Annotated in this window: 20 protein-coding genes and 1 riboswitch; of the genes, 2 read left to right on the top strand and 18 right to left on the bottom strand. The window is 66.9% G+C overall.

Annotated features, from left to right (window positions below; genetic code table 11):
* Positions 1–6 precede the first annotated feature (6 nt).
* The 4 genes from ACR3EK_RS10710 to ACR3EK_RS10695 all read right to left on the bottom strand — a co-directional run bounded on the left by ACR3EK_RS10710 (position 7) and on the right by ACR3EK_RS10695 (position 4,889).
* The gene (locus tag ACR3EK_RS10710; RefSeq protein WP_480633357.1) at positions 7–1,377 is read right to left on the bottom strand and encodes a tetratricopeptide repeat protein; all 1,371 of its coding nucleotides are present in this window, start codon (positions 1,375–1,377) and stop codon (positions 7–9) included.
* 180 nt (positions 1,378–1,557) lie between these two features.
* Positions 1,558–2,742, bottom strand: a complete 1,185-nt coding sequence (locus ACR3EK_RS10705; RefSeq protein ID WP_480633356.1) for a CaiB/BaiF CoA transferase family protein — start codon at positions 2,740–2,742, stop codon at positions 1,558–1,560.
* Positions 2,729–4,348 (bottom strand): thiamine pyrophosphate-binding protein, encoded by a 1,620-nt coding sequence (locus tag ACR3EK_RS10700; protein WP_480633355.1) that lies wholly within the window; start codon positions 4,346–4,348, stop codon positions 2,729–2,731. The genes ACR3EK_RS10705 and ACR3EK_RS10700 overlap by 14 nt, the downstream gene beginning before the upstream one ends.
* Before the next feature lie 79 nt (positions 4,349–4,427).
* Positions 4,428–4,889: a DUF302 domain-containing protein gene (locus ACR3EK_RS10695; protein ID WP_170358436.1), complete on the bottom strand. Its 462-nt coding sequence runs from the start codon at positions 4,887–4,889 to the stop codon at positions 4,428–4,430.
* Positions 4,890–5,033: 144 nt separating this feature from the next.
* On the opposite strand from ACR3EK_RS10695, the gene ACR3EK_RS10690 reads away from it, so the two are divergent.
* Positions 5,034–5,378 (top strand): DUF1636 family protein, encoded by a 345-nt coding sequence (locus tag ACR3EK_RS10690; protein ID WP_480633354.1) that lies wholly within the window; start codon positions 5,034–5,036, stop codon positions 5,376–5,378.
* On the opposite strand, the gene ACR3EK_RS10685 is transcribed toward ACR3EK_RS10690, so the two are convergent.
* The 9 genes from ACR3EK_RS10685 to cbiE all read right to left on the bottom strand — a co-directional run bounded on the left by ACR3EK_RS10685 (position 5,366) and on the right by cbiE (position 12,212).
* Positions 5,366–5,860, bottom strand: a complete 495-nt coding sequence (locus ACR3EK_RS10685) for a hypothetical protein (protein WP_480633353.1) — start codon at positions 5,858–5,860, stop codon at positions 5,366–5,368. The genes ACR3EK_RS10690 and ACR3EK_RS10685 overlap by 13 nt on opposite strands.
* A gap of 64 nt (positions 5,861–5,924) precedes the next feature.
* Complete coding sequence (locus ACR3EK_RS10680) at positions 5,925–6,623, bottom strand: CbtA family protein (RefSeq protein WP_170599311.1); 699 nt, start codon at positions 6,621–6,623, stop codon at positions 5,925–5,927.
* 4 nt (positions 6,624–6,627) lie between these two features.
* The gene (locus ACR3EK_RS10675) at positions 6,628–6,798 is read right to left on the bottom strand and encodes a CbtB domain-containing protein (RefSeq protein WP_005981986.1); all 171 of its coding nucleotides are present in this window, start codon (positions 6,796–6,798) and stop codon (positions 6,628–6,630) included.
* Between the two features lie 36 nt (positions 6,799–6,834).
* Positions 6,835–7,043: riboswitch (cobalamin riboswitch) on the bottom strand.
* 43 nt (positions 7,044–7,086) lie between these two features.
* Positions 7,087–7,830, bottom strand: a complete 744-nt coding sequence (cobF, locus tag ACR3EK_RS10670; RefSeq protein ID WP_480633352.1) for a precorrin-6A synthase (deacetylating) — start codon at positions 7,828–7,830, stop codon at positions 7,087–7,089.
* Positions 7,823–8,551 carry a uroporphyrinogen-III C-methyltransferase gene (gene cobA, locus ACR3EK_RS10665; RefSeq protein WP_480633351.1) on the bottom strand — a complete coding sequence of 243 codons (729 nt, stop codon included), beginning with the start codon at positions 8,549–8,551 and terminating at the stop codon, positions 7,823–7,825. Before cobA ends, cobF begins: the two co-directional genes overlap by 8 nt.
* Entirely contained in the window at positions 8,548–9,864 is a 1,317-nt protein-coding gene (locus ACR3EK_RS10660; protein WP_480633350.1) for a cobyrinic acid a,c-diamide synthase CobB, read from the bottom strand. The genes cobA and ACR3EK_RS10660 overlap by 4 nt, the downstream gene beginning before the upstream one ends.
* Positions 9,857–10,651: a precorrin-4 C(11)-methyltransferase gene (gene cobM / locus ACR3EK_RS10655; protein ID WP_480633349.1), complete on the bottom strand. Its 795-nt coding sequence runs from the start codon at positions 10,649–10,651 to the stop codon at positions 9,857–9,859. The genes ACR3EK_RS10660 and cobM overlap by 8 nt, the downstream gene beginning before the upstream one ends.
* Positions 10,648–11,016, bottom strand: coding sequence for a cobalamin biosynthesis protein (locus ACR3EK_RS10650; RefSeq protein ID WP_480634019.1), 369 nt, complete (start codon positions 11,014–11,016; stop codon positions 10,648–10,650). Before ACR3EK_RS10650 ends, cobM begins: the two co-directional genes overlap by 4 nt.
* A complete protein-coding gene (gene cbiE / locus ACR3EK_RS10645) occupies positions 11,013–12,212 on the bottom strand; it encodes a precorrin-6y C5,15-methyltransferase (decarboxylating) subunit CbiE (protein WP_480633348.1) in 1,200 nt (399 codons plus the stop codon). Before cbiE ends, ACR3EK_RS10650 begins: the two co-directional genes overlap by 4 nt.
* Here cbiE and ACR3EK_RS10640 point away from each other — a divergent pair.
* Positions 12,211–12,960: a cobalt-precorrin-6A reductase gene (locus tag ACR3EK_RS10640; protein WP_480633347.1), complete on the top strand. Its 750-nt coding sequence runs from the start codon at positions 12,211–12,213 to the stop codon at positions 12,958–12,960. The two genes, cbiE and ACR3EK_RS10640, sit on opposite strands and share 2 nt — an antisense overlap.
* On the opposite strand, the gene cobJ is transcribed toward ACR3EK_RS10640, so the two are convergent.
* From cobJ to cobN, 5 genes are read right to left on the bottom strand one after another with little or no spacing between them, the layout of a single operon-like run.
* Positions 12,933–13,685 carry a precorrin-3B C(17)-methyltransferase gene (gene cobJ / locus ACR3EK_RS10635; RefSeq protein ID WP_480633346.1) on the bottom strand — a complete coding sequence of 251 codons (753 nt, stop codon included), beginning with the start codon at positions 13,683–13,685 and terminating at the stop codon, positions 12,933–12,935. The two genes, ACR3EK_RS10640 and cobJ, sit on opposite strands and share 28 nt — an antisense overlap.
* Entirely contained in the window at positions 13,682–14,410 is a 729-nt protein-coding gene (locus ACR3EK_RS10630; RefSeq protein ID WP_480633345.1) for a precorrin-2 C(20)-methyltransferase, read from the bottom strand. Before ACR3EK_RS10630 ends, cobJ begins: the two co-directional genes overlap by 4 nt.
* Positions 14,407–15,036 carry a precorrin-8X methylmutase gene (locus ACR3EK_RS10625; RefSeq protein ID WP_170438647.1) on the bottom strand — a complete coding sequence of 210 codons (630 nt, stop codon included), beginning with the start codon at positions 15,034–15,036 and terminating at the stop codon, positions 14,407–14,409. The genes ACR3EK_RS10630 and ACR3EK_RS10625 overlap by 4 nt, the downstream gene beginning before the upstream one ends.
* Positions 15,036–16,163, bottom strand: a complete 1,128-nt coding sequence (gene cobG, locus ACR3EK_RS10620) for a precorrin-3B synthase (protein WP_480633344.1) — start codon at positions 16,161–16,163, stop codon at positions 15,036–15,038. Before cobG ends, ACR3EK_RS10625 begins: the two co-directional genes overlap by 1 nt.
* Positions 16,160–19,453, bottom strand: a complete 3,294-nt coding sequence (gene cobN, locus ACR3EK_RS10615; RefSeq protein WP_480633343.1) for a cobaltochelatase subunit CobN — start codon at positions 19,451–19,453, stop codon at positions 16,160–16,162. Before cobN ends, cobG begins: the two co-directional genes overlap by 4 nt.

The following is a 19,453-nucleotide window of genomic DNA, read 5'->3' as shown; positions in this document are numbered from 1 at the left end:
GTCTTGTTATTCAGCCGGTACGCTTTGCACACCGGATTGGTCGCGGGCCGAACTGATCAGAGCGCGGCGCGCGAGGGCGTAATTGTCTTCGGTGCCGGACCGTTTGGCCTTGCGGTCGTCCAAAATGCGCTCGACAACATCGAGGCGTCCGGCACGCAGGCCGGAATCGATTGTAATGCGTTCAAAAACATCCCTCTGGGCGTGACTGCCGCCGGCCAATTGCATCGAATTTCGCGCATTTGCAAGATGCTCGAAGGCTTGGAGATAATCGCCTTTTCCAAATGCCTCAAGGCCAATGGCGGCGGCCAAGCCCGGGTCGGCCATGCGACGTGCCGTGTCGGTTGCGGGCTGTTGCGAGTCCTTGTGAATGCGGGCCAGCAACTTGGCGGTCGAGTCGGGCCTGTTGTCACCAGTCAGTGCCAGAAGGTAATGCAGATCGGCGAAAATCAGACAGCCGTCTTCGGTGCGGGCGGCGCTCAGGTCGGCCAGTTCTTCCCATCGGGTGCCGATGTCCACGCCTTCAAGCTCGAGCCGCGACAACAGCGAGGTCGCATTCGAAATATCGCGATAGTCATCTGTCTTGTCCTGGCGAATCTCGTGGTCGTACAGATCAAGCACCTGGTCGATCTGATCCAGATCCAGATGCATCAACGCTTTGTGCCACCACACGTGATACCGGAAGTTGTTGCAGTGGGACCAGGCAGCCTCGCGCCCGGCCAGCCAGTCCAGACCGGATTGCGCATTGCCCGTCATTTCGTGCACGTGGGCGACTGCGTGTAGGCCCCACGCATCGTCCGAGACCATCCACAGAGCCTGCCGCCCTGCGATTTCGGCCTTTTCGTAGGCACCGGTTTCTTCCAACGCAAAGGAATGGCACCCAAGCAGGTATCCACGACCGGGGTGATCAGGCGCATAAGCCGGCAGAACCCGTTCGATCGAGCGTCGCATCCCTGCGGAGTCACCCAACACGAAACGGGTCGCGTGGCTGAGTTTGATGGCCAGCGTGTCCTCGGGGTGGCTGCGCAGAATTGCCTCGAAGGTTTGCACGGCGCGGGTGGGCTGGCCTGCCAGCCAGTGATCCAGGGCCTCAAGATACAGTGTCTCGCGGGCCGAAATCGGCTGCTCAGCAGCCGCACTTTTTGCGGCGGCGGCGGCCTGATGGGCGACCTCCATCATTTCCCTGCGACCCAACAGAACCATGAACAGCCCCTTGATGGCATGTCCAAGCGCAAAGCCCGGTTCAAGCTCAAGCACCTTGCCCAGATGCTGAGGTGTGACCGCTGCGTGAGCCATGAAGCCAAGCAGAACACCATTCCACGCTTCGGCGCTGTCCGGGTGGGTCAGGGTGTTCATCTGTCCGAAAACATCTTGCTGCATGCTTGGGTCCAATCTGGTTGCAAAAACTCACACTCTTGGACTTAGCAGAGTGTGCAGACGGGACGTAACAGTATCGGGCCTGCTCTCGAATTGGTGAAAGCTTGTGTTCGCAAAAAGCGAAAAAAATCGCCGATTCAATGACATGTTTCAGCGACTTGCCGCCGAAAAAGGCAGAGTGTTTCAATCCTCGAAGGGGTTTTCCGCGTTCAGAACCGCTTGCGTGTCAGCGCCGAACTCGGGCGGAGCAGAGCGGTAGGTCACCGGGCTGCGGGACAACTTCAATGGATTCCCGATCAGACGCACCTGGCCGGGCCGGGCTGGCATATCCACTTGCATCCCCCGCGCCGCCACTTGGTCCGAGGCAAAGACCTGATCCAGCGTCTGAACCGGGCCGACCGGCACTTTCAGCGCCTCCAGGCCGTCGATGACGGCCTTGGTCTCCAGCCGCAGCAGCGCGGGCCGCAGAACGGCGTTCAATGCATCGCGGTGTTCCAGCCGAGCCGGGTTGGTGGCGAACCGCGCGTCGTCGGGCAGGTGGCTCAACTCCAGAAAACCGCAGAAGCGCCGGAACTGGCTGTCATTTCCCACGGCCAGAATGACGTGTCCATCGGCGGTTTCGTAGACATCGTAGGGCACGATGTTGGGGTGCCCATTCCCGCGCCGCTGTGGAACCTGGCCCGAGGTCAGATAGTTCACGCCCTCGTTGATCAGCCATGCGATCTGGCTGTCGACCAGCGCGATGTCGATCTGCTGGCCTTCGCCGGTCTGATCCCGGTGGCGCAGCGCCGCCAGAATGCCGACGGTCGCGTACATGCCGCACATCACGTCGGCGATGCCCACGCCGACTTTCATAGGGGCTCCGTCCGGTTCGCCCGTCAGCGACATGATCCCGCCATAGCCCTGCGCCATCAGGTCATAGCCCGGCTTGGCCGCGTTCGGGCCGGTCTGGCCGTAGCCCGAGATCGAACAGTAGATCAGCCCCGGAAAGTCCCGCGAGAGGGTTTCATGGTCCAGCCCGTATTTGGCCAGCCCGCCGGGTTTGAAATTCTCGATGAGGATGTCAGCATGAGAGGCCAGCCGCCGGATCTGTGCCTGCCCCTCTGGCGTGGCGATATCGATGGCGACGGACTTCTTGTTGCGGTTCGCGGCCATGAAATAGGCGCTCTGATCGGTCGGGTTGCCATCCGCATCGGTGACATAGGGCGGCCCCCACTGGCGGGTATCGTCGCCACCGGTGGCCGGGTTTTCCACCTTGATCACGCTGGCGCCCAGATCGCCAAGCAGCTGCGTGCAGGTCGGCCCGGCCAGAATGCGTGACAGATCCAGAACCTTGACGCCCTTCAGCGGCCCGTCAGATGCGGCCATCATAGCCTCCGCGGTCGATCTCGGCGGCGATCACGGTTAACGTGTCGGCGGCCATCGCGGCCTTCAGCGCAGCGCGCAGTTCGGCACGGTTGCGCACGGTGTGGCCGTTGCCGCCGAACGCCCGGCCCATCGCGGCATAGTCATGCCGGTCGAAATCGACGCCCCGGTTGCCCATCTGGCGCTGGCGCTGCTTCAGTTCGATCAGTGCCAGGCTGGCATCGACAAAGACCAGAAAGATCGGGTTTCCTCCCATTTCCGCGGCGGTCGACAACTCACCGGCCACCATCAGGAACCCGGCATCGCCGGAAAAGCTGATGACCGGGCGGCCGGGTTCGGCCAGTTTCAGGCCGATCGCCATCGGAACGGCGCAACCCATCGTGCACAGCGCCGAAGACTGGATCAGGTCGCGCGGCTGCAGGCACTGCCACATCTGGCTGAGAAGGATGCGGTGCGCGCCGCTGTCTGCGGTGGCCAAGGTTTCGGGGGGCAGGGTATCGCGAGCCTCGGCGATCACGGCGGCGGGGCCCCAGTCGTCATCGGTCGGAAAGGCTGCGGCCAAGGCGGCCTTGGCCTGCGCCGGCTGGCCTTGGGGCCAGGTCGGGCGGGCGGGGTTGCCCTTGGCGATCGCCTCAAGCGTGGCGCCGGTATCGGCCACCAGGTTCAGCCCCGCCTGATGCATGTAGTGGTCATTCACCACGGCCGAGATGTCGATCACGCGTTTCTCGTCCGGGTCCCAGATCTCGCGCCAGCCGGGGCGCATTTCGATGGGGTCATAGCCCAGGCACAGGATCAGGTCGGCCTGTTCGACCAGCGGCACAAGCTGCGTGTCGGCCAAGGGCGACAGCCCCGCGCCCCCCAGGCACAGCGGGTGATCCTCGGGCACCACGCCCTTGGCCTTGTAGGTCGTGACGAACGGGATGCCGAAATGCTCCAGAAACGCCCGCACCACGCTGCGCGAGTCGTCATACAGCACGTCCAGCCCGATGATCGCCAGCGGACGCTCGGCCTCGGCGACCCATCGGCGGGCCTTCTCCAGGCATGTGCCCTCGGGCGCGACGCGGGCGGCCCGGGTCAGCCGTCGGCGCTTGGCGGCCGACACCCGTGTATCGGCGACCGAGATCGGCACGTCGATATGCACCGGCCCGGGGCGTGGCTGCGTGGCCAGCGACACGGCCTTGTCGGCGATGATGTCGGCGCCCTTGGCCGTCAGGGTGAACGTACCCTTGGTGATCGAGCGATAGACCTGCGCATGATCCATGACCTGATGGGTGTAAGTCAGCGCCTCGTCGGCATCGACGCAGCCGGTCAGCACGATCATCGGTACCCGATCCTGCAGCGCGTTGGCCACGACATTGATGCCGTTCATGGCCCCAGGACCCAGGGTCGCCACCAGAACCGCCGGCGCGCCGTCGCGGTGGTGCACCGCCTCGGCCATGAAACCGGCCGAGTTTTCGTGCTTGGTCAGGTGAAAGGTGATCCCGGCCTGTTCCAGCGCATCGACCAGGGTCAACACCTCGCCACCGGGCATGCCGAATGCGTGGCGGCACCCGGCCTCGTACAGCCGTTGCGCCAGAAGGTCCGCAGCGCGGGGGGACAGGTCCTGCATCGAACAAGCTCCGTAAGTTCCGTTGCGCAGCAGATTGCGGAGGTTCCGGGCCGGTGCAAGCCGCATCACGTCAGTGTGACTATTTGACAGCCATCTGGGCGATGGCGGCGAATTTGGCGTCCAACTCTGCGGCAATCGCGGGCAAGGCGTCGGAGCCACCGTTGTAGGGGGCAAAGACCAAAGTGGGCGTTTTGTAGGACAGCGTCGCGGTCCCGTCCTCGTTTTCCGTGACGTACAGGCGGATCGGCGCCTCGATCATCGCGGGCACCGATTGTTCCAGAACCCGCACCGCATAGTCGTTGTTGAAGACGCCGATCACCCGATTGCCCGGAATGGTGATGCCGCGCGCGGCGGCGGCCTTGGTGGGCCCGGCCTGCGTTACCACGATCAGACCGTTTGCCTTGACTGCTGCGATCGTGTCGGCCACCAGCGCGTCATGGGTCTTGGTCGTCGGGTGGACGGCCCAACCCGGCCGTGGTTCGATATCGGCAGCAAGCGCGGGCAGCGCCAACAGGCCGAGGAAAAACATAAGACGTTTCATCACGGGCTCTCCAGGTCGTGGTTGGCCCAAGTCTTCCCGAATTCCCGGGTGCGTACAGTCACAATATCGTGGGCGGCGGGCTTGCGCCGGGGGTGCGAAACCCGCACAAGCGACAGTGTGAAACGGAAAAGGCAGGCGAGTGGCATGCGTGTTTTGATCTGCAGCAGCTGCGCGGGTGAGCGCGACTTGCCGGCCGAGCGTCAGGCCGTATTGGACGCCCTGCGCGCTGCGGGACTGGACGGGCAGATCGAGATCGCCGAGCACGCCTGTTTCAGCGGTTGCGACGAGCCGACCGTGGTGGCGATGCAGGGCGCGGGCCTCGCTTCCTATGTGTTTTCGGGAATCGATCCGGTCGCCGATGCCGATGACATTGCGGCGACCTGTCGGGCCATTCTGAACAGCCCGAATGGCTGGATCGAAGACGCCCGGCCGTGCGGGCGGCTTCGCTTGTGTCTGAGGGCGCGGATCCCTGCGTTTCAGTCCACCTGAACCGTGACGGCCGCGCTGACCGGCACCCCATCCACGGCCAGCAGGCTGTGGCTGTTGGCGTTCAGCGAGACCTCGATGGTAGTGTCGCCCTTGGGCAGGTCCGAAATGTGCATCCAGTTGCCATAAAGCCGGGCCAGCTTGACGCCGTTTACATAGACATGCGCATGGCCTTCGCCGGGCTTGTTGTCCAGCGAGGCGTTCTCCGGCGAGAAGCGGAAGTTTTTTGGCATCACATGCAGGTTCCAACCCGCCATCGGGTCGGGGGAGACGGCGATCTCCAGCCCCGGCGCGTCCGGTCCGGCGGGCAGGTTGATGGCGGCGCTGTGGTCATGGGCCATGGCCTCGGCGTGATGGCCGCCATGTTGGGCGGGGTCGGAATGGTCGTGGCCATCGAAGGTGACGCCGTTGGCCGCGGCCAGCACGAACCCGGCACCCCCACCAAAGACCAGACCGATCGCGAAAAGAGCAAGCGAGCGTGTCATCATGTTTCCTTGAAAAGCAAATGACCCGCCGGTTGGGCGCCGGCGGGTCGTGGGATTTCGGGGATCAGGCCGCGGCTTCGACGCGCTTGCCCTCGCTTTGCCAGAAATACCCGGCAAACGAACCCAGCAGCACCCAGGCCACAAGGCCGACGCCAAAGGCGCGTGCTGCGAACAGGGCCCCGATCTCGGTCGGAACCGGCCCAGTGAACACGTCGGGTTCCGGCGCGCCGATCAGGTGCGGGGCCATCAACAGCACGGCCGCAACCAGATAGCTGACGATGTTGCCACCAAAGGCGATCAGCCACATGGCCACACCAGCAGCCGCGACGGTTGCCCACCACCAGATCTGCCGCGCGAACACGTCGGCTGCGGCAACACCCGGAACCTCGGGGGCCAGGGTGAAGCCCGGCGCCAGGTGAAAGGCGATGAAACCGGCCAGGCCCCACAGCACGCCCGTGCGCCCGTCAACAGGGTGGCCTTGCGCTTCGGCCAGCGACATCAGGGCGACCAGAACCAGCGCATAGCCGGTATAGGTCAGCATGGTGAACACCACGCTCAGCCCGTCGCGGGTCAGGTCCGAGAACATACCCGGCAGTTCGGGATGGGCCGAGACGGCTTCGGCTCCGAAATGCACCAGCTCTCCGGATTCATAGAGTTCAGCATGCAGCAACACGGGTTGCACGAATAACAACTGCAGCAGGGCGACGATCAACCCGGCTGCAGCACCAGCGAACAACGCGCTGGTCAGAATGCGACTGAACATTGGTTTAGTGGCAGGGGAAGCCGGTTGCGTGGCGCACGTCATGCGCGGCGTCATGCAGCGCCGATGCCTGAACGTGACCAGCCAGGGTGATGATCCCCAGGCCCAGGGCTGCCGCGAACACTGCCGAAAGAATGCCAGCGCGTGCCGTTGATGCGGTTTGCGTTTGTGTCGTCATTTTCTGTCCTCCTGTGCCGCCGCACCCGACGGCCGGTGTTTCATTGTTCGCCTGGCAGGTCTCCTGGCTTGCGGGTCAGCGCCTCTGTTCGCCTTCCCCCCGAACGGATCGGGAGTGGCTGGTTGAACAGGGCTCACCGCTTACAGTCGCGGGGGCGGCTTCGGATTTGACCTGCGCGCAGGCCGCACCAAATTCCCTCTTAGCATCCGGATGTCTCCGGCAGGACCAGACCCGTCCATTTAGACGTGAATGCCGCTGTGGCGCAATCGCCATTTGCGACCTTTCGCGTCAATTCCCGCGCTTTTTCAGAACATAGATATCCATGATCCACCCGTGCCGGGCGCGGGCCTCGGCGCGGGTGCGCAGAATTTCGTCCGCCACATCGGCCAGCGGACCTTTGATCAGGATCTGCTCGGGCATACCCAAGTAAGCCCCCCACCAGATGTCAAAATCGGCCATGTCCAAAGTCTGGAACGAACATTCGCCATCCAGCATAACCGCAACCGTATCGGCGTTGCTGGGCCAGCCCTCGTCGCGGATGCGCCGGCCGGTGGTGACCAGATAGGGTGCGCCGATCTCGTTGATTGGTATGGCATGGGCCGCCGTCAGCGCCTGCAGCGCCGTGATGCCGGGGATCACCGTGGTGTTCGGCTGCGGGTCTAGCCGCGCCGCGATTCGCAGCGAACTGTCATAGAGCGACGGGTCGCCCCAGATCAGCAGGGCGACGGTGCGCGCCTCAGGGTGCCGGGCCATCGCCTCCTGCCAGCGCAGGGCGATTGCGTCGTGCCATTCATCCACGCCGCGCAGGTAGCCATCCTGCGACCGGCGCTCAGGGATGTCGAAATAGGCGATTTGGGGCGGTGTGCCGGTGACCTTGCGGATGATTTCCTCGCGCACGCCGGCCAGATCGGCCTTGTTGGCGCCCTTGCGCGGGATCAGGATCAGATCGGCCGCGCGGATCGCCTGCGCGCCCTGAAAGGTCACGTGGTCCGGGTTGCCGGTGCCGATCCCGATCAAGACCAGATCAATCATCGTCGAACTCCGCCAGCGGACCATAAAGGATCAGCGCTGGCGCGGTGCCGATCTCGGAACCCAGGCGCTCGGCCAAGGCACCGACGGTGGACCGGTGCAGCGACTGCTCAGGCGTCGAGACCGACTCGGCCATCAGCGCGGGGGTATCCAGCGGCAGCCCATGCGCGTGCAGCGCGCCGGCTAGCAGGGGAAAGGTGCGCTTGCCCATGAACACCACCGTCGTCGCACCCGGGTCGGCCAGCGCGGGCAGGTTCAAGTCCTCGGGAAGCTTCCCGCTGACATCGTGGCCGGTGACGAACTGCACGCGCCGCGCGGTCAGCCGCCGGGTCAGCGGGATGCCTGCCGCGGCAGCCGCGGCAATGGCTGAGGGGATGCCCGGAATGATCTCGTGGGCGACCCCGGCAGCGCGCAGGGCCACCAGTTCCTCCTCTAGCCGTCCGAACAGGCCGCCATCGCCCGATTTCAGCCGCACGATCCTTTGGCCGGTCTGGGCGTACTCGACCAGCAGGCGGCTGACATGGTCCTGCTTGGGCGAGGGTCGCCCGGCGCGCTTGCCCACGCCGACAAGGTCGGCGTCCGTGCGCGCATGGCTCAGGATCGGCCCGCTGCTGAGATCGTCGAACAGAACCGCATCGGCTTTTTGCAGCCGGTCCACGGCCTTGAGGGTCAACAATTCCGGGTCGCCGGGGCCGGACCCGATGAAGGAAACGAAACCGCTCATGCGCTGGCCTCTGCGATCAGATGGAAGAACGTACCGGTGACATGTCCGCGGCGCGATCCGGTCTGCGGGCCTTCGGCGCCTTCGGCGTCAAAAACCCGTGCCAGGGGCACGTCGGGTTGCTCGACGATCGAGGAATAGTGGAACTCGTGCCCCCGTAGCGCGGTCCCGGCCGAAAACCCGGGCATGTCGGCCAGCAACTCGGCCCGGCGATAGCCCAGGTTGAATTTGCGCTTCTCGTACGAAGTGACAAGGCCCAGCAGCCCGGCCATCCTATGGCGGGTGCCGTCCTTGTCGATCAGCCCTTCGCCCAGGGCCATGTAGCCGCCGCATTCGCCATGCACGGGCCGCGTTTCGGCATGTTTGCGCAATCCGGTCAGGAACCGCTCTGCCGCAGCCAGGGTTCCGGCGTGTAGTTCGGGGTACCCGCCGGGCAACCAGACCAGATCGGCATCCGGGGCCGGCGCCTCGTCCGCCAGCGGAGAAAACGGCAGGATCTCGGCCCCGGCCGCCCGCCAGCCTTCCAGAAGGTGCGGGTAGGTAAAGGAAAACGCCGAGTCTTGGGCCAAGGCGATCCTTTGCGCCGGAGGGCGCGGAAGCCCGGCCGACGACGGCCCCGCGGGGCCCGACGAGGCCGCCTGCTTGATCGACTCCAGATCCACATGCTCGCGCAGAAAGGCCGCGTAGCCGGCAATTGCGCTTTCCAGATCGGGGTGCTCGACCGCCTGGATCAGACCCAGATGCCGCTCGGGCAGGGTCAGGTCGCCGCGCCGGGGCAGCACGCCCAGAACGGGCAGGCCCGCGCGCTCCATTCCCAGACGGGTCAGGCGTTCGTGGCGCGGGCTGGCGCAGCGGTTCAGAATCACGCCGGCAAAGGGCAGGTCGGGGTTGTACATCCGGAACCCCAGCGCCGTTGCGGCGGCCGATTGCGCCTGACCACCCACATCCAGCACCAGAACCACCGGCCAGCCCATGCGCAGCGCGGTCTCGGCGCTGGACCCATGGCCCAGCTCGCCCGGCTTTGCGACCCCGTCGAACAGGCCCATCGACCCTTCGGCCACCACGATGTCGGCGCCTTTGGCCTGCGCCGAAATCGCGCCCAGCAACGGCGCGCCCATCGCCCAGCTGTCCAGGTTGAACGAGGCCCGCCCTGCCGCCGCCCGGTGAAAGGCCGGATCGATGTAGTCGGGACCGCTCTTGAAGGGTTGCACGGTCAGCCCGTCCTCGGCCAGCGCGCGCAGCAGGCCCAGCATCACAGTGGTCTTGCCCGTCCCCGAGGATGGGGCCGAGATCAGCAGTCCGGGCGGGTTAGTCATCGCCGTGACTCCAGCTCGACCACGGGCTGTCGGCGCTTTGCGGACGATAGCGACGATCATAGGTCTTGGAATACAGGCAGCTTTCATCGAAGCCTTCACCGGCCAGTGCCGGCCCGACCAGGATCAGCGCGGTGCGCGAGATGCTCTCGTCCAGCGAGTCCTTCAACGTGCCCAGCGTGGCGCGGATGATCCGCTCGTCCGGCCAGCTGGCGCGGTACACCACGGCCACGGGGCAGTCGGCGCCATAGGCGGGGGTCAGGTCAGACAAGACCTTGTCCAGATTGCCGATCGACAGGTGGATGGCCAACGTGGCGCCGGTGCGGGCGAAGTTTTCCAGCGTCTCGCCCTCAGGCATGGACGAGGCGCGCCCCGGGGTCCGAGTCAGCACCACCGATTGCGCCAGCCCGGGCAGGGTCAGTTCGGTGCCCAAAGCGGCTGCCGCGGCGGCAAAGGACGGAACGCCGGGGGTCACGCTGACGGGAATGCCCATCTGTTTCAGGCGCCGGATCTGTTCGCCCATCGCCGACCAGACCGACAGGTCGCCCGAATGCAGGCGGGCCACGTCCTGACCGGCATCATGGGCGGTTTTGATTTCGGCCATGATCTGATCCAGATCCATCGGCGCGGTGTTCACGATGCGCGCACCTTCGGGGCAGTGGGCCAGGATCTCTTCGGGCACCAGCGACCCGGCATACAGGCACACCGGGCAAGCGGCGATGATGTCGCGTCCGCGCAGGGTCAGAAGGTCGGCGGCGCCCGGTCCGGCGCCGATGAAATGAACGGTCATGTCTGTCCTCCGATGGCGACCGCGCAGGTGGCAAGCCGGTCGTCCGAGATCTGTCGGGGTGAAAGCAGCCGCGCGCCCGGTCCGGCGGCGGCAAGGGCGGAAGCTTCGGCCACGCTGCCAGTGCCATGACTGGCGCGGCTGCGGGGCGAGCAGGTGAGCGTGCGTTGCCCGGCCAGATCGGCCGAGTCCGCGAAATGCAGGGGCAGGGCGCAGGCGGCGGCAAATTCGGCCAGCGCCGGGTGGCCGGCCTTGTCGGCGGCGGTGGCCAGCGCGTCCACCGCCTGTCCGGCAGTGGCGCGGTCGAACGCTGCGCGCAGGCTGGCGCAGGTCGCGGCGGACGAAAACCCAAGCCCGGCCACGATCATAGGGTCACGCTCCACTGAACGACCGGATAGGCCGATTTCCAACCGCGCCGGGGGCCGAGGTCGCCGGCCTGCGCCAGCTCGATCCGCAGCAGGTCGCCGCCCAGCTTGGCGTGCCATTGGCTCAGCATCGCTTCGCTTTCCAGCGTAACGGCGTTGGCGACCAGCCGGGTGCCCGAGGGCAGGTTGGCGGCAAGCCAGTCCAGTAGCGCGTCGCTCAGCCCACCGCCGATGAACACCACGTCAGGCAAGGGCAGGCCGTCCAGCGCGTCAGGCGCCCGGCCATGGATGACCTGCAACCGATCTTGTCCCAGCGCGTCGGCATTGGCGCGGATGCGCGCGGCGCGGTCGGCGCGCGGCTCGATCGTTGTGGCAGTAAGGGACGGGTCGCACATCAGCCACTCGATGCCGATCGATCCGCTGCCGCCGCCGACGTCCCACAGATGCTCGCCCCGCGCGGGCGCCAGCGCCGACAGGGTCAACGCACGCACCGGCCGTTTGGTGATCTGCCCATCGGTTTCGAAAATCTCGTCGGGTTTGCCCGAGGCCAACGGCAGCGCAGGCCCGTCGCCCGCAACCTCAAGCGCCACGCAGACCGGATGCTCGAACGAGTCCAGCAGGGCTTCGGTCAGGGACATGCTGCGCGCGCGTTCCCGAGGGCCGCCGAGGGCCTCCATCACGTGCAGGGTCGTTTCGCCGAACCCGGTCTCGGTCAGATAGCGGGCCAGCTCGGCCACAGCGGCCCCGTCGCGCAGCAGGACGATGGCGCGCATGCCGCGTGACAGATGCGGACGCAGGCGGGTCAGGGGGGCGGCGTGCAGGCCGAAGGTGGCAGTGCCTTCCAACGGCCAGCCCAACCGCGCCGCCGCCAGCGAGAAGGTCGACTGCCCCGGCCGTGCCACCCAGTCTTCGGGGGCGAAATTGCGCGCGATCACCGACCCGGCGCCAAACCAGAACGGATCACCCGAGGCCAGAACCACCGTGCGCTGGCCCTTCAGCCCTTGCAGGATGGGTAGCCCGTCGGCGAACGGCACCGGCCATTCGATGCGTTCGGCTCCGGTTTCGGGAACTAGTGACAGGTGCCGGGGCGGGCCCATGATGACCTCGGCGCGCTCCAGCTCTTGACGGCTTGCGGCCGACAGGCCATCCAGTCCATCCTCGCCCAGGCCCAGAATGGTCAGCCACGGAGTTTCAGACATGCCCAACCTCCTGATCCTTGGCGGCACGACCGAGGCCAACGCATTGGCCCGCGCCGTGGCGGATTTGGGTGTGGCGGCAATCTATTCCTATGCGGGCCGGGTCGACAACCCGCGGCCGCAACCGCTGCCTACGCGCGTAGGTGGCTTCGGCGGGGCCGAGGGTCTGGCGCGTCACATCCGCGACAACGGCGTGACCCATGTGATCGACGCCACCCATCCCTTTGCCGCGCAGATGAGCCGCAATGCCATCGCCGCCTGCCAGCAGACGCAGACGCCGCTGGCCGCGCTGACCCGCGCAGAATGGACGGCCGCGCCCGGCGACCGGTGGCAACACGTGCCCGACATCGCCGGCGCCGTCGCCGCGCTGGCCGGTCCGCCGCGTCGGGTGTTCCTTGCGGTGGGGCGCATGCATCTTGAGGAATTCGCGGCGCAGCCCCAGCACCACTATCTTCTGCGGCTGGTCGATGAACCCGGCCCGCTGCCCTTCGCCGATTGCGACGTGGTCGTGTCGCGCGGGCCTTTTACGGTTGAAGAAGACACGGCGCTGATGCGCCGGCACCGAACTGAACTGGTGGTGTCCAAGAACGCCGGCGGCACCGGCGCGCGCGCCAAGCTGGACGCCGCGCGAGCGCTGGGCATCCCGGTGCTGATGATCGACCGGCCCAGGCTGCCCCGCCGGGTCGAGTTGACGAGCGTGCCGCGGGTTTTGGACTGGCTGGCTCATTCCGGCGTGGACCTTGGCGTATAGACGATGGGGCCTATGGGCCGGTCGATGACGCGGGTCAGCGACGAGCCGACGATCACCACCGTCTGCATGTCGGCCATGTCGGGCGTTGCCTCGGCCAGGGTCGCGATGTGGATCGCCTCGTCTGGGCGAGATACGGCGCGGGCGAACAGGATCAGGCGCTCGGGCTCGCATTCCTGTCGCAGGATTTCCAGTGTCTTCACAAAGCCTTCAGGCCGCGACTTCGAGCGTGGATTGTAGAAGGCCATTGCGAAATCGGCCTGCGCGGCCAGCCGCAGGCGTTTCTCGATCACGGCCCAGGGCTTGAGGTTGTCGCTGAGGTTGATGGCGCAGAAATCATGGCCCAGCGGCGCGCCCGCCCGGGCTGCCGCGGCCAGCATGGCGGTGATGCCGGGCAGAACCTCGACAGGGATTTCACGCCAGGTGTCCGGGCCGGTTTCCAGCGCCTCGAACACGGCGGCGGCCATGGCAAACACGCCCGGATCGCCCGACGAGACCACGACCACCCGCTTGCCCTCGACCGCCATGCGCAGCGCGTGCTGCGAGCGGTCGATCTCGACTCGGTTGTCGCTGGCGTGCAGGGTCAGGCCCGGCCGTTTGGCCACCCGCGCGACGTAGGGAATATAGCCCACCACATCAGTCGCCTCGGCCAAGGCGGCGGTCACCTCGGAGGTCACCAGCGCCTCGTTTCCGGGGCCAAGCCCGGCGATCTTGACCCAGCCGCTCATGGCCGCCGCCCCTGTCCGTGCACGATGATGATCGAGAAATAGGGTGTGACCTCGGTGCAGGCGTCGCTCAGCTTGCGAACGGTCTGGTTGGGCATCTGCGCGTATTCCACGATCCAGGCCCGGTCGAACAGGCCCGCCGTTTTCAGCGCGCGTTTCACCTTGTCGATGTTGCGGCCGATCTTCATCACCACCAGCGCGTCGGTGCGCGCCATGCGGTCGGCCAGAACATCTTCGGGAAGGGTTCCCATCAGCACCGTGAGGATGTCGTCGCCCCAGGTGATCGGATCGCCCGAGGCCGTCCACGCGCCCGACATGCCGGTGATCGCCGGCACCACCTCGATGGGCACCACGTCACGCAGGCGGCTGTAGAGATGCATGAACGAGCCATAGAAGAACGGGTCGCCCTCGCACAGCACCACCACGTCCTCGCCCTGATCGGCCAGTTCTTTCAGGCGTGCGGTGCAGCGTTCGTAGAACTCGGCCAGCAGTGCGTTGTAGCGCGGATCGGTGACCGGGATCTCGGTCGTGACCGGGTATTCCATGGGAAACTCGACCGCATCATCGCGGATCATCCCGTTCACGATCTTGCGCGCCTGCCCGGTGCGGCCGGGCTTGCGGAAATAGGCCACGTGTTTCGCGCCGCGCAACAGGCGGTCGGCCCGGACGCTCATCAAATCAGGATCGCCGGGGCCGAGGCCCACGCCATAGATCGTGCCCATGCTCATTCCGCCCGGCTTGCGATGGCGTTGATCGCGGCGACGGTGATGGCGCTGCCGCCCAGCCGGCCCTTGACGATGCAGCTGGGGACGGGCTGGGCCTCCCACAGGGCGTCCTTGGATTCGACCGCGCCGACAAAGCCCACCGGGCAGCCGATGATCGCGGCGGGGCGGGGGCAGTCGGGGTCTTCCAGCATGTTCAGCAGGTGAAACAGCGCTGTGGGCGCGTTGCCGATGGCCACCAGCGCGCCTTCCAGATGCGGGCGCCACAGTTCCAGCGCGGCCGCGGATCGGGTGTTGCCCATCTTCTCGGCCAGCGGGCGCACGCGCTCGTCATGCAGGGTGCAGATGACTTGGTTGTCGGCGGGCAGGCGAAAGCGCGTGACGCCTTCGGACACCATCCGCGCGTCGCACAGGATCGGCGCGCCGTTTTCCAGCGCGGTACGGGCGGTGCGCACGAAGCCGTCCGAGAAATGGATGAATTCTTCCAGCCCGACCATTCCGGCGGCATGGATCATGCGGACGGCGACCTGTTCTTCGTCGGGGTCGAAACGGGCCAGATCGGCCTCGGTCCGGATCGTGGCGAAGGATTGCTTGTAGATCGCCGCGCCGTCGGTTTCGTATTCATAGGGCATCAGGTCAGGTCCATGGTCTTCAGTGTTTCGGGGTCCAGCCCGCGCTGGAGGGGCTCATCCCCCGTGCGGCCGTGTTTTACAAGATCAAATCGCCCGTCGCGGCCCACCAGCGTTAGATCGGCCGCGCCCATGCGTGCGCAGCCCTTGGCGCAGCCCGAGACATGCAGGCTGCCGGACACGCGCGGGGCCAGTGCGCGGGCGATGGCCCGGGTTTCGGCCTGCGCCTGCGGGCAGAATGGCGCGCCGGGGCAGGCGTCGGTGGTCAACAGGGGGTCGGCGCCATCCGTCACGAAGGCCGAGGCGGGGATCGCCGCCCCGCCTTCCAGCAGGAACAGCCGCCAGGGCGTGACGCGCAGGGCGGTCGCGCCCGAGGCCTCGATCAGCGCGCGCAGATCGGCGGCTGGCAGTTGCCCGAAGGCTGCGCCGTAGATCGGGCCGATTGCGCTGTTGCCGGGTTGCAGCGCCGGTGACGTGGGGCCGATGGCGTGGCTCTGCCATTCGTCGGGCAGGTCGTGCACCGCCAGCAGACGGGCCATGCGGCGGGTGTCAGAAGTGAAGCGCTCGACGAACCACCTGGCCAGATCGATCACGCGGTCGATTGCCGTGTCCTCGTTCACCAAGCGGCCGGTCTCGGCCCCGTCGGCGCGCAGGATCAGGCCCAAAGGTCCTAGCTCCAGCCGGATATCGGCCGAGTCTCCGGCCAACAGCCGCGCCTCGCCGGTATCCACCGCAAAACCGAACTTGGCGGGCAGGGCGGGCAGATCGCCCAGCCGGTCGATCAATGCCTGCGTCAGGCGCGCGGTCAGGTCGCCCGGTTGGTACAGCGGCGACACAAGGATGTTGCGCCGGGTCTCAAGCCCGGGCTCTGCATCCAGCAGGTTCAGCGCCGACAACTCGGACAGCAGTGGCTGGTGATCGTCTTCGGCCACGCCGCGCAATTGCAGGTTAGCGCGGTTGGTCAGGTCGATGGTGCCGTTGCCGAAGCGCAGCGCCAGATCGCACAGCCCCAGCGTCTGGGCGGCGCTCAGCCGGGCCAGACGCGGGCGTACCCGCACCACCAACCCGTCGCCGGACATCATCGGGCGATGCGCGCCGGGGCACCAGCCCTGGACGACCGGGGCGCTCATCCCAACCCCTCCAGATCGGCGCGGATCGAGTTGCGGCGGGTGTTCCACAGCCCTGCCTCGTACAGCGCGCGGAACCGGTCCTGCATGGCCTGATGGGCCTGCGGATTGGCCTGCTGCAAAAAGGCGTCCACCTCCGGGTTGCCGAGGGTGGCATCGTGATAGAGGTCGAACAGGTGCGGGGCGACGCTGCCCGACAGATGTGCGAAAGACGCCATGTGATCCAGCGTCGCGGCGATCTCGGCCGCGCCGCGGAATCCGTGGCGCTGCATACCGGCGATCCAGTCGGGATTGGCGGCGCGGGCGTGGACCACGCGGCTGATTTCCTCGGGCAGGGTGCGGGCGCGGGGTGTTTCTGGGCGGGTATTGTCCAGGTGGTACAGATGCGCCTGGCCGCCGGTCAGCTTCTTGGCGGCGGCAAAGCCGGCCTCGTGCGTAGCATAGTCATTGGCCAGCAGCAGGTCGGTCTCGGTCAGGTCCTGCAGGTGCACGAAACTGTCGGCCTGCGCCACGCGCTGGGTGATCCCGTCGGGGTCGTGGCCAATGTGCTCGCCCTCGAAGGCAAAGGCGCTGGCATCCAGCCAGGCCTGACCGGCCTGCGCGCGTGCCTCGTCGGTGTAGGTTTCCGACAGGTGGGTCATGTTCAGCCCATAGCTGCCCGGCGCCGGGCCATAGACGCGGGCGGCGGGAGCGTGGCCGGCATAGGGGTTCCAGTCGGGCGCCTCGTCGCGTTCCGACAGCGCTCGGACCGCCTGTCCGAACAGGGCCGACAGGGTCGGGAACACGTCGCGGAACAGGCCCGAGACGCGCAGGGTCACGTCCAGCCGCGGGCGTTCCAGGTCGGTGATCGGCAGAACCTCGATCCCGCTCACGCGCTCGGAGCCCGGATCCCAGACCGGTTTGACGCCCAGCAGGTGCAATGCCATGGCGAATTCCTCGCCCGCCGTCCGCATCGTGGCCGAGCCCCACAGATCGACGATCAGGCCCTTGGGGTAGTCGCCCTCCTCCTGCAGGTGGCGGCGCACCAGTTCCTCGGCCAGTTTCACCCCCTGCGCAAAGGCGGCGCGGGTGGGGACCGATCGCGGATCGGTGGTGAACAGGTTGCGCCCGGTGGGCAGCACGTCGGTGCGCCCGCGATAGGGCGAGCCGGACGGGCCAGCCTCGATCCGTTTGCCGGCCAAGGCATCCAGCAGGGCCTGCCGTTCGGTCTGTGCTGACGCGGCAGTATCGAAATTGCCCGCAACCTGCGGCGCGCGGCCAAAGACGTGCAGCCCGTCGCCGAACTGGCTTTCCTTGATGTCACAGACGAAGCGGTCGATGCGGGTGATAGCCTCGGCGGTGCTGGTGGCCTGATCCAGCCCCAGATCGGCCTCGAGCCCGATGGCCTGCGCCTCATCACGGATATCGGCCTGCAACCGGTCGCGCCGTTTGGGGTCCAGCCCGTCGGCGTTCGAGAACTCGTCCAGCAGCGATTCCAGCCGCACCATGCGGTCGGGCGTGCTGCTTTGCTTCATCGGCGGAGGAATGTGGCCCAGCGTCACCGCCCCGATCCGGCGCTTGGCCTGCGCGGCCTCGCCCGGGTCGTTCACGATGAACGGATAGATCACCGGCAGATCGCCGATCAGCGCCTCGGGCCAGCATTCCGCCGAGAGCGCCACCGATTTGCCCGGCAGCCATTCCAGTGTTCCGTGGGCGCCGATATGGATCAGCGCATCGGCGCCCAACCCGTGCCGCAGCCACAGGTAGAAGGCTACGTAGCCGTGCCGGGGCGTGCGCGACAGGTCGTGGTATTCGTCGTCGCGCAGTTCCGGAGTGCCGCGTTCGGGCTGTAACGCCACCAGCGCCTTGCCGCGCCGAAGCGCGGTGAAGTGGAAGGCCCCATCGGCGCAGGCCGGGTCGTCCTCGGGTGCGCCCCAGACGGTTTCCAGATCGGCGCGCAACGCCTCGGGCAGTTGCGCCAGCGCCGCGCGGTAGGCCGAGACCGGCCAGGAAATCCGGGCGTCCAGCAGGGTATCGGCAATCGGTTCGGCGGGGGCGGTGTCATAGCCGGCGCCCTGCAGGTCGGACAGGATCGCCTCGGCCGAGGCCAGCGCGTCCAGCCCCACCGCATGGGCCATCTGCCAGTCTTTGCCCGGATAGGTGGACAAGACCAGCGCGGGGACCTGTTGCGCCTTTGGCTTCTCGGCCAGGTCCACCCAGGCCATCGCCCGGTCGACGATGGCGGTGATCCGGTCGGGCTCGGGCCGGTGGGCGAAACGGGAATATTCCAGTTGCGGGTCGCGCTTGCCCGGCTCCTTGAACGAGGCGACACCGGCTGTGATACGCCCGTCTACCTCGGGCAGGACCACATGCATGGCCAGATCGGCGGGCGACATGCCGCGTTCGGCCTCGGCCCAGGCCTTGCGGCGCGAAGTGGCCAGCGCGACCTGAAATACCGGCACGCCCGCCACGTCCAAGGGCGATGTGCCCGACGCGCCCTTGCCCGAAAACGAGGTGGCATTGATGATCGCCGAGGGCGTCATCTCGGGGATAATCTCGGCCAGCCATTCCGCCGCCGCAGGCGCCTTGAGCGAGGGCGCGAACAGCCCTACCGCCTGATGACCCCGCGCGCGGATTTCTCGGATCAGGGCCGCGACCGGCGCGGTATCGGCCGCGGTCAGGTAGGCGCGGTAGAACGTCACGATGATGCGCCGACCTTCGCCCGCGAATGCGTCCTCGGGCGCAATCACGCCGCGATCCGGGCACCACGCGCCGCAGTCGGGCAGAGTCTTGGCCCCCATCACCGGCCCGGCATAGAGCCCCGCCGCCAGCGCCATCTGCGCCAGCGCCGCCTGCGCGGCCACCTCGCCGCCGGTGTCGCACAGATGCGCCAGCCGCCGCAGGGTCGAGACCGGCAGGGTGGAATAGTCGTCCAGCCGCGTATCCTCGCGCCCGTCGGCGGGCAGCACCGCCAGCGCGATGCCCTTGGCCTGCGCCAGCGCCAGCACCTGCTGCAACCCGTAGGACCAATAGGGCACTCCGCCGATCAGCCGGATCAGGATGCCCTTGGCACCCTCCAGCGTCTGCTCGACATAGGTATCGACCGACAATGGGTGCTTCAGCGCCGTCAGGTTGGCCAGCCGCAACGAGGGCATCCGCCCCTCGGGCCCGCCGCCGCGATGCCAGCCGGCCGCGAAAGCACCCAGGTCGCTGTCCGAAAAGGACAGCACCACCAGATCCGCCGGACTCTGGCCCAGATCGGTCGGGGTCTCGGTTTCTTCGAGCCCGTGGCTTTCGCGGAAGACGACGTGCAT

This window comes from Ruegeria sp. BC8, assembly GCF_056535705.1.
Note: the sequence above shows the minus strand (reverse complement) of the source record. Positions and strands in the feature narration are given on the sequence as shown.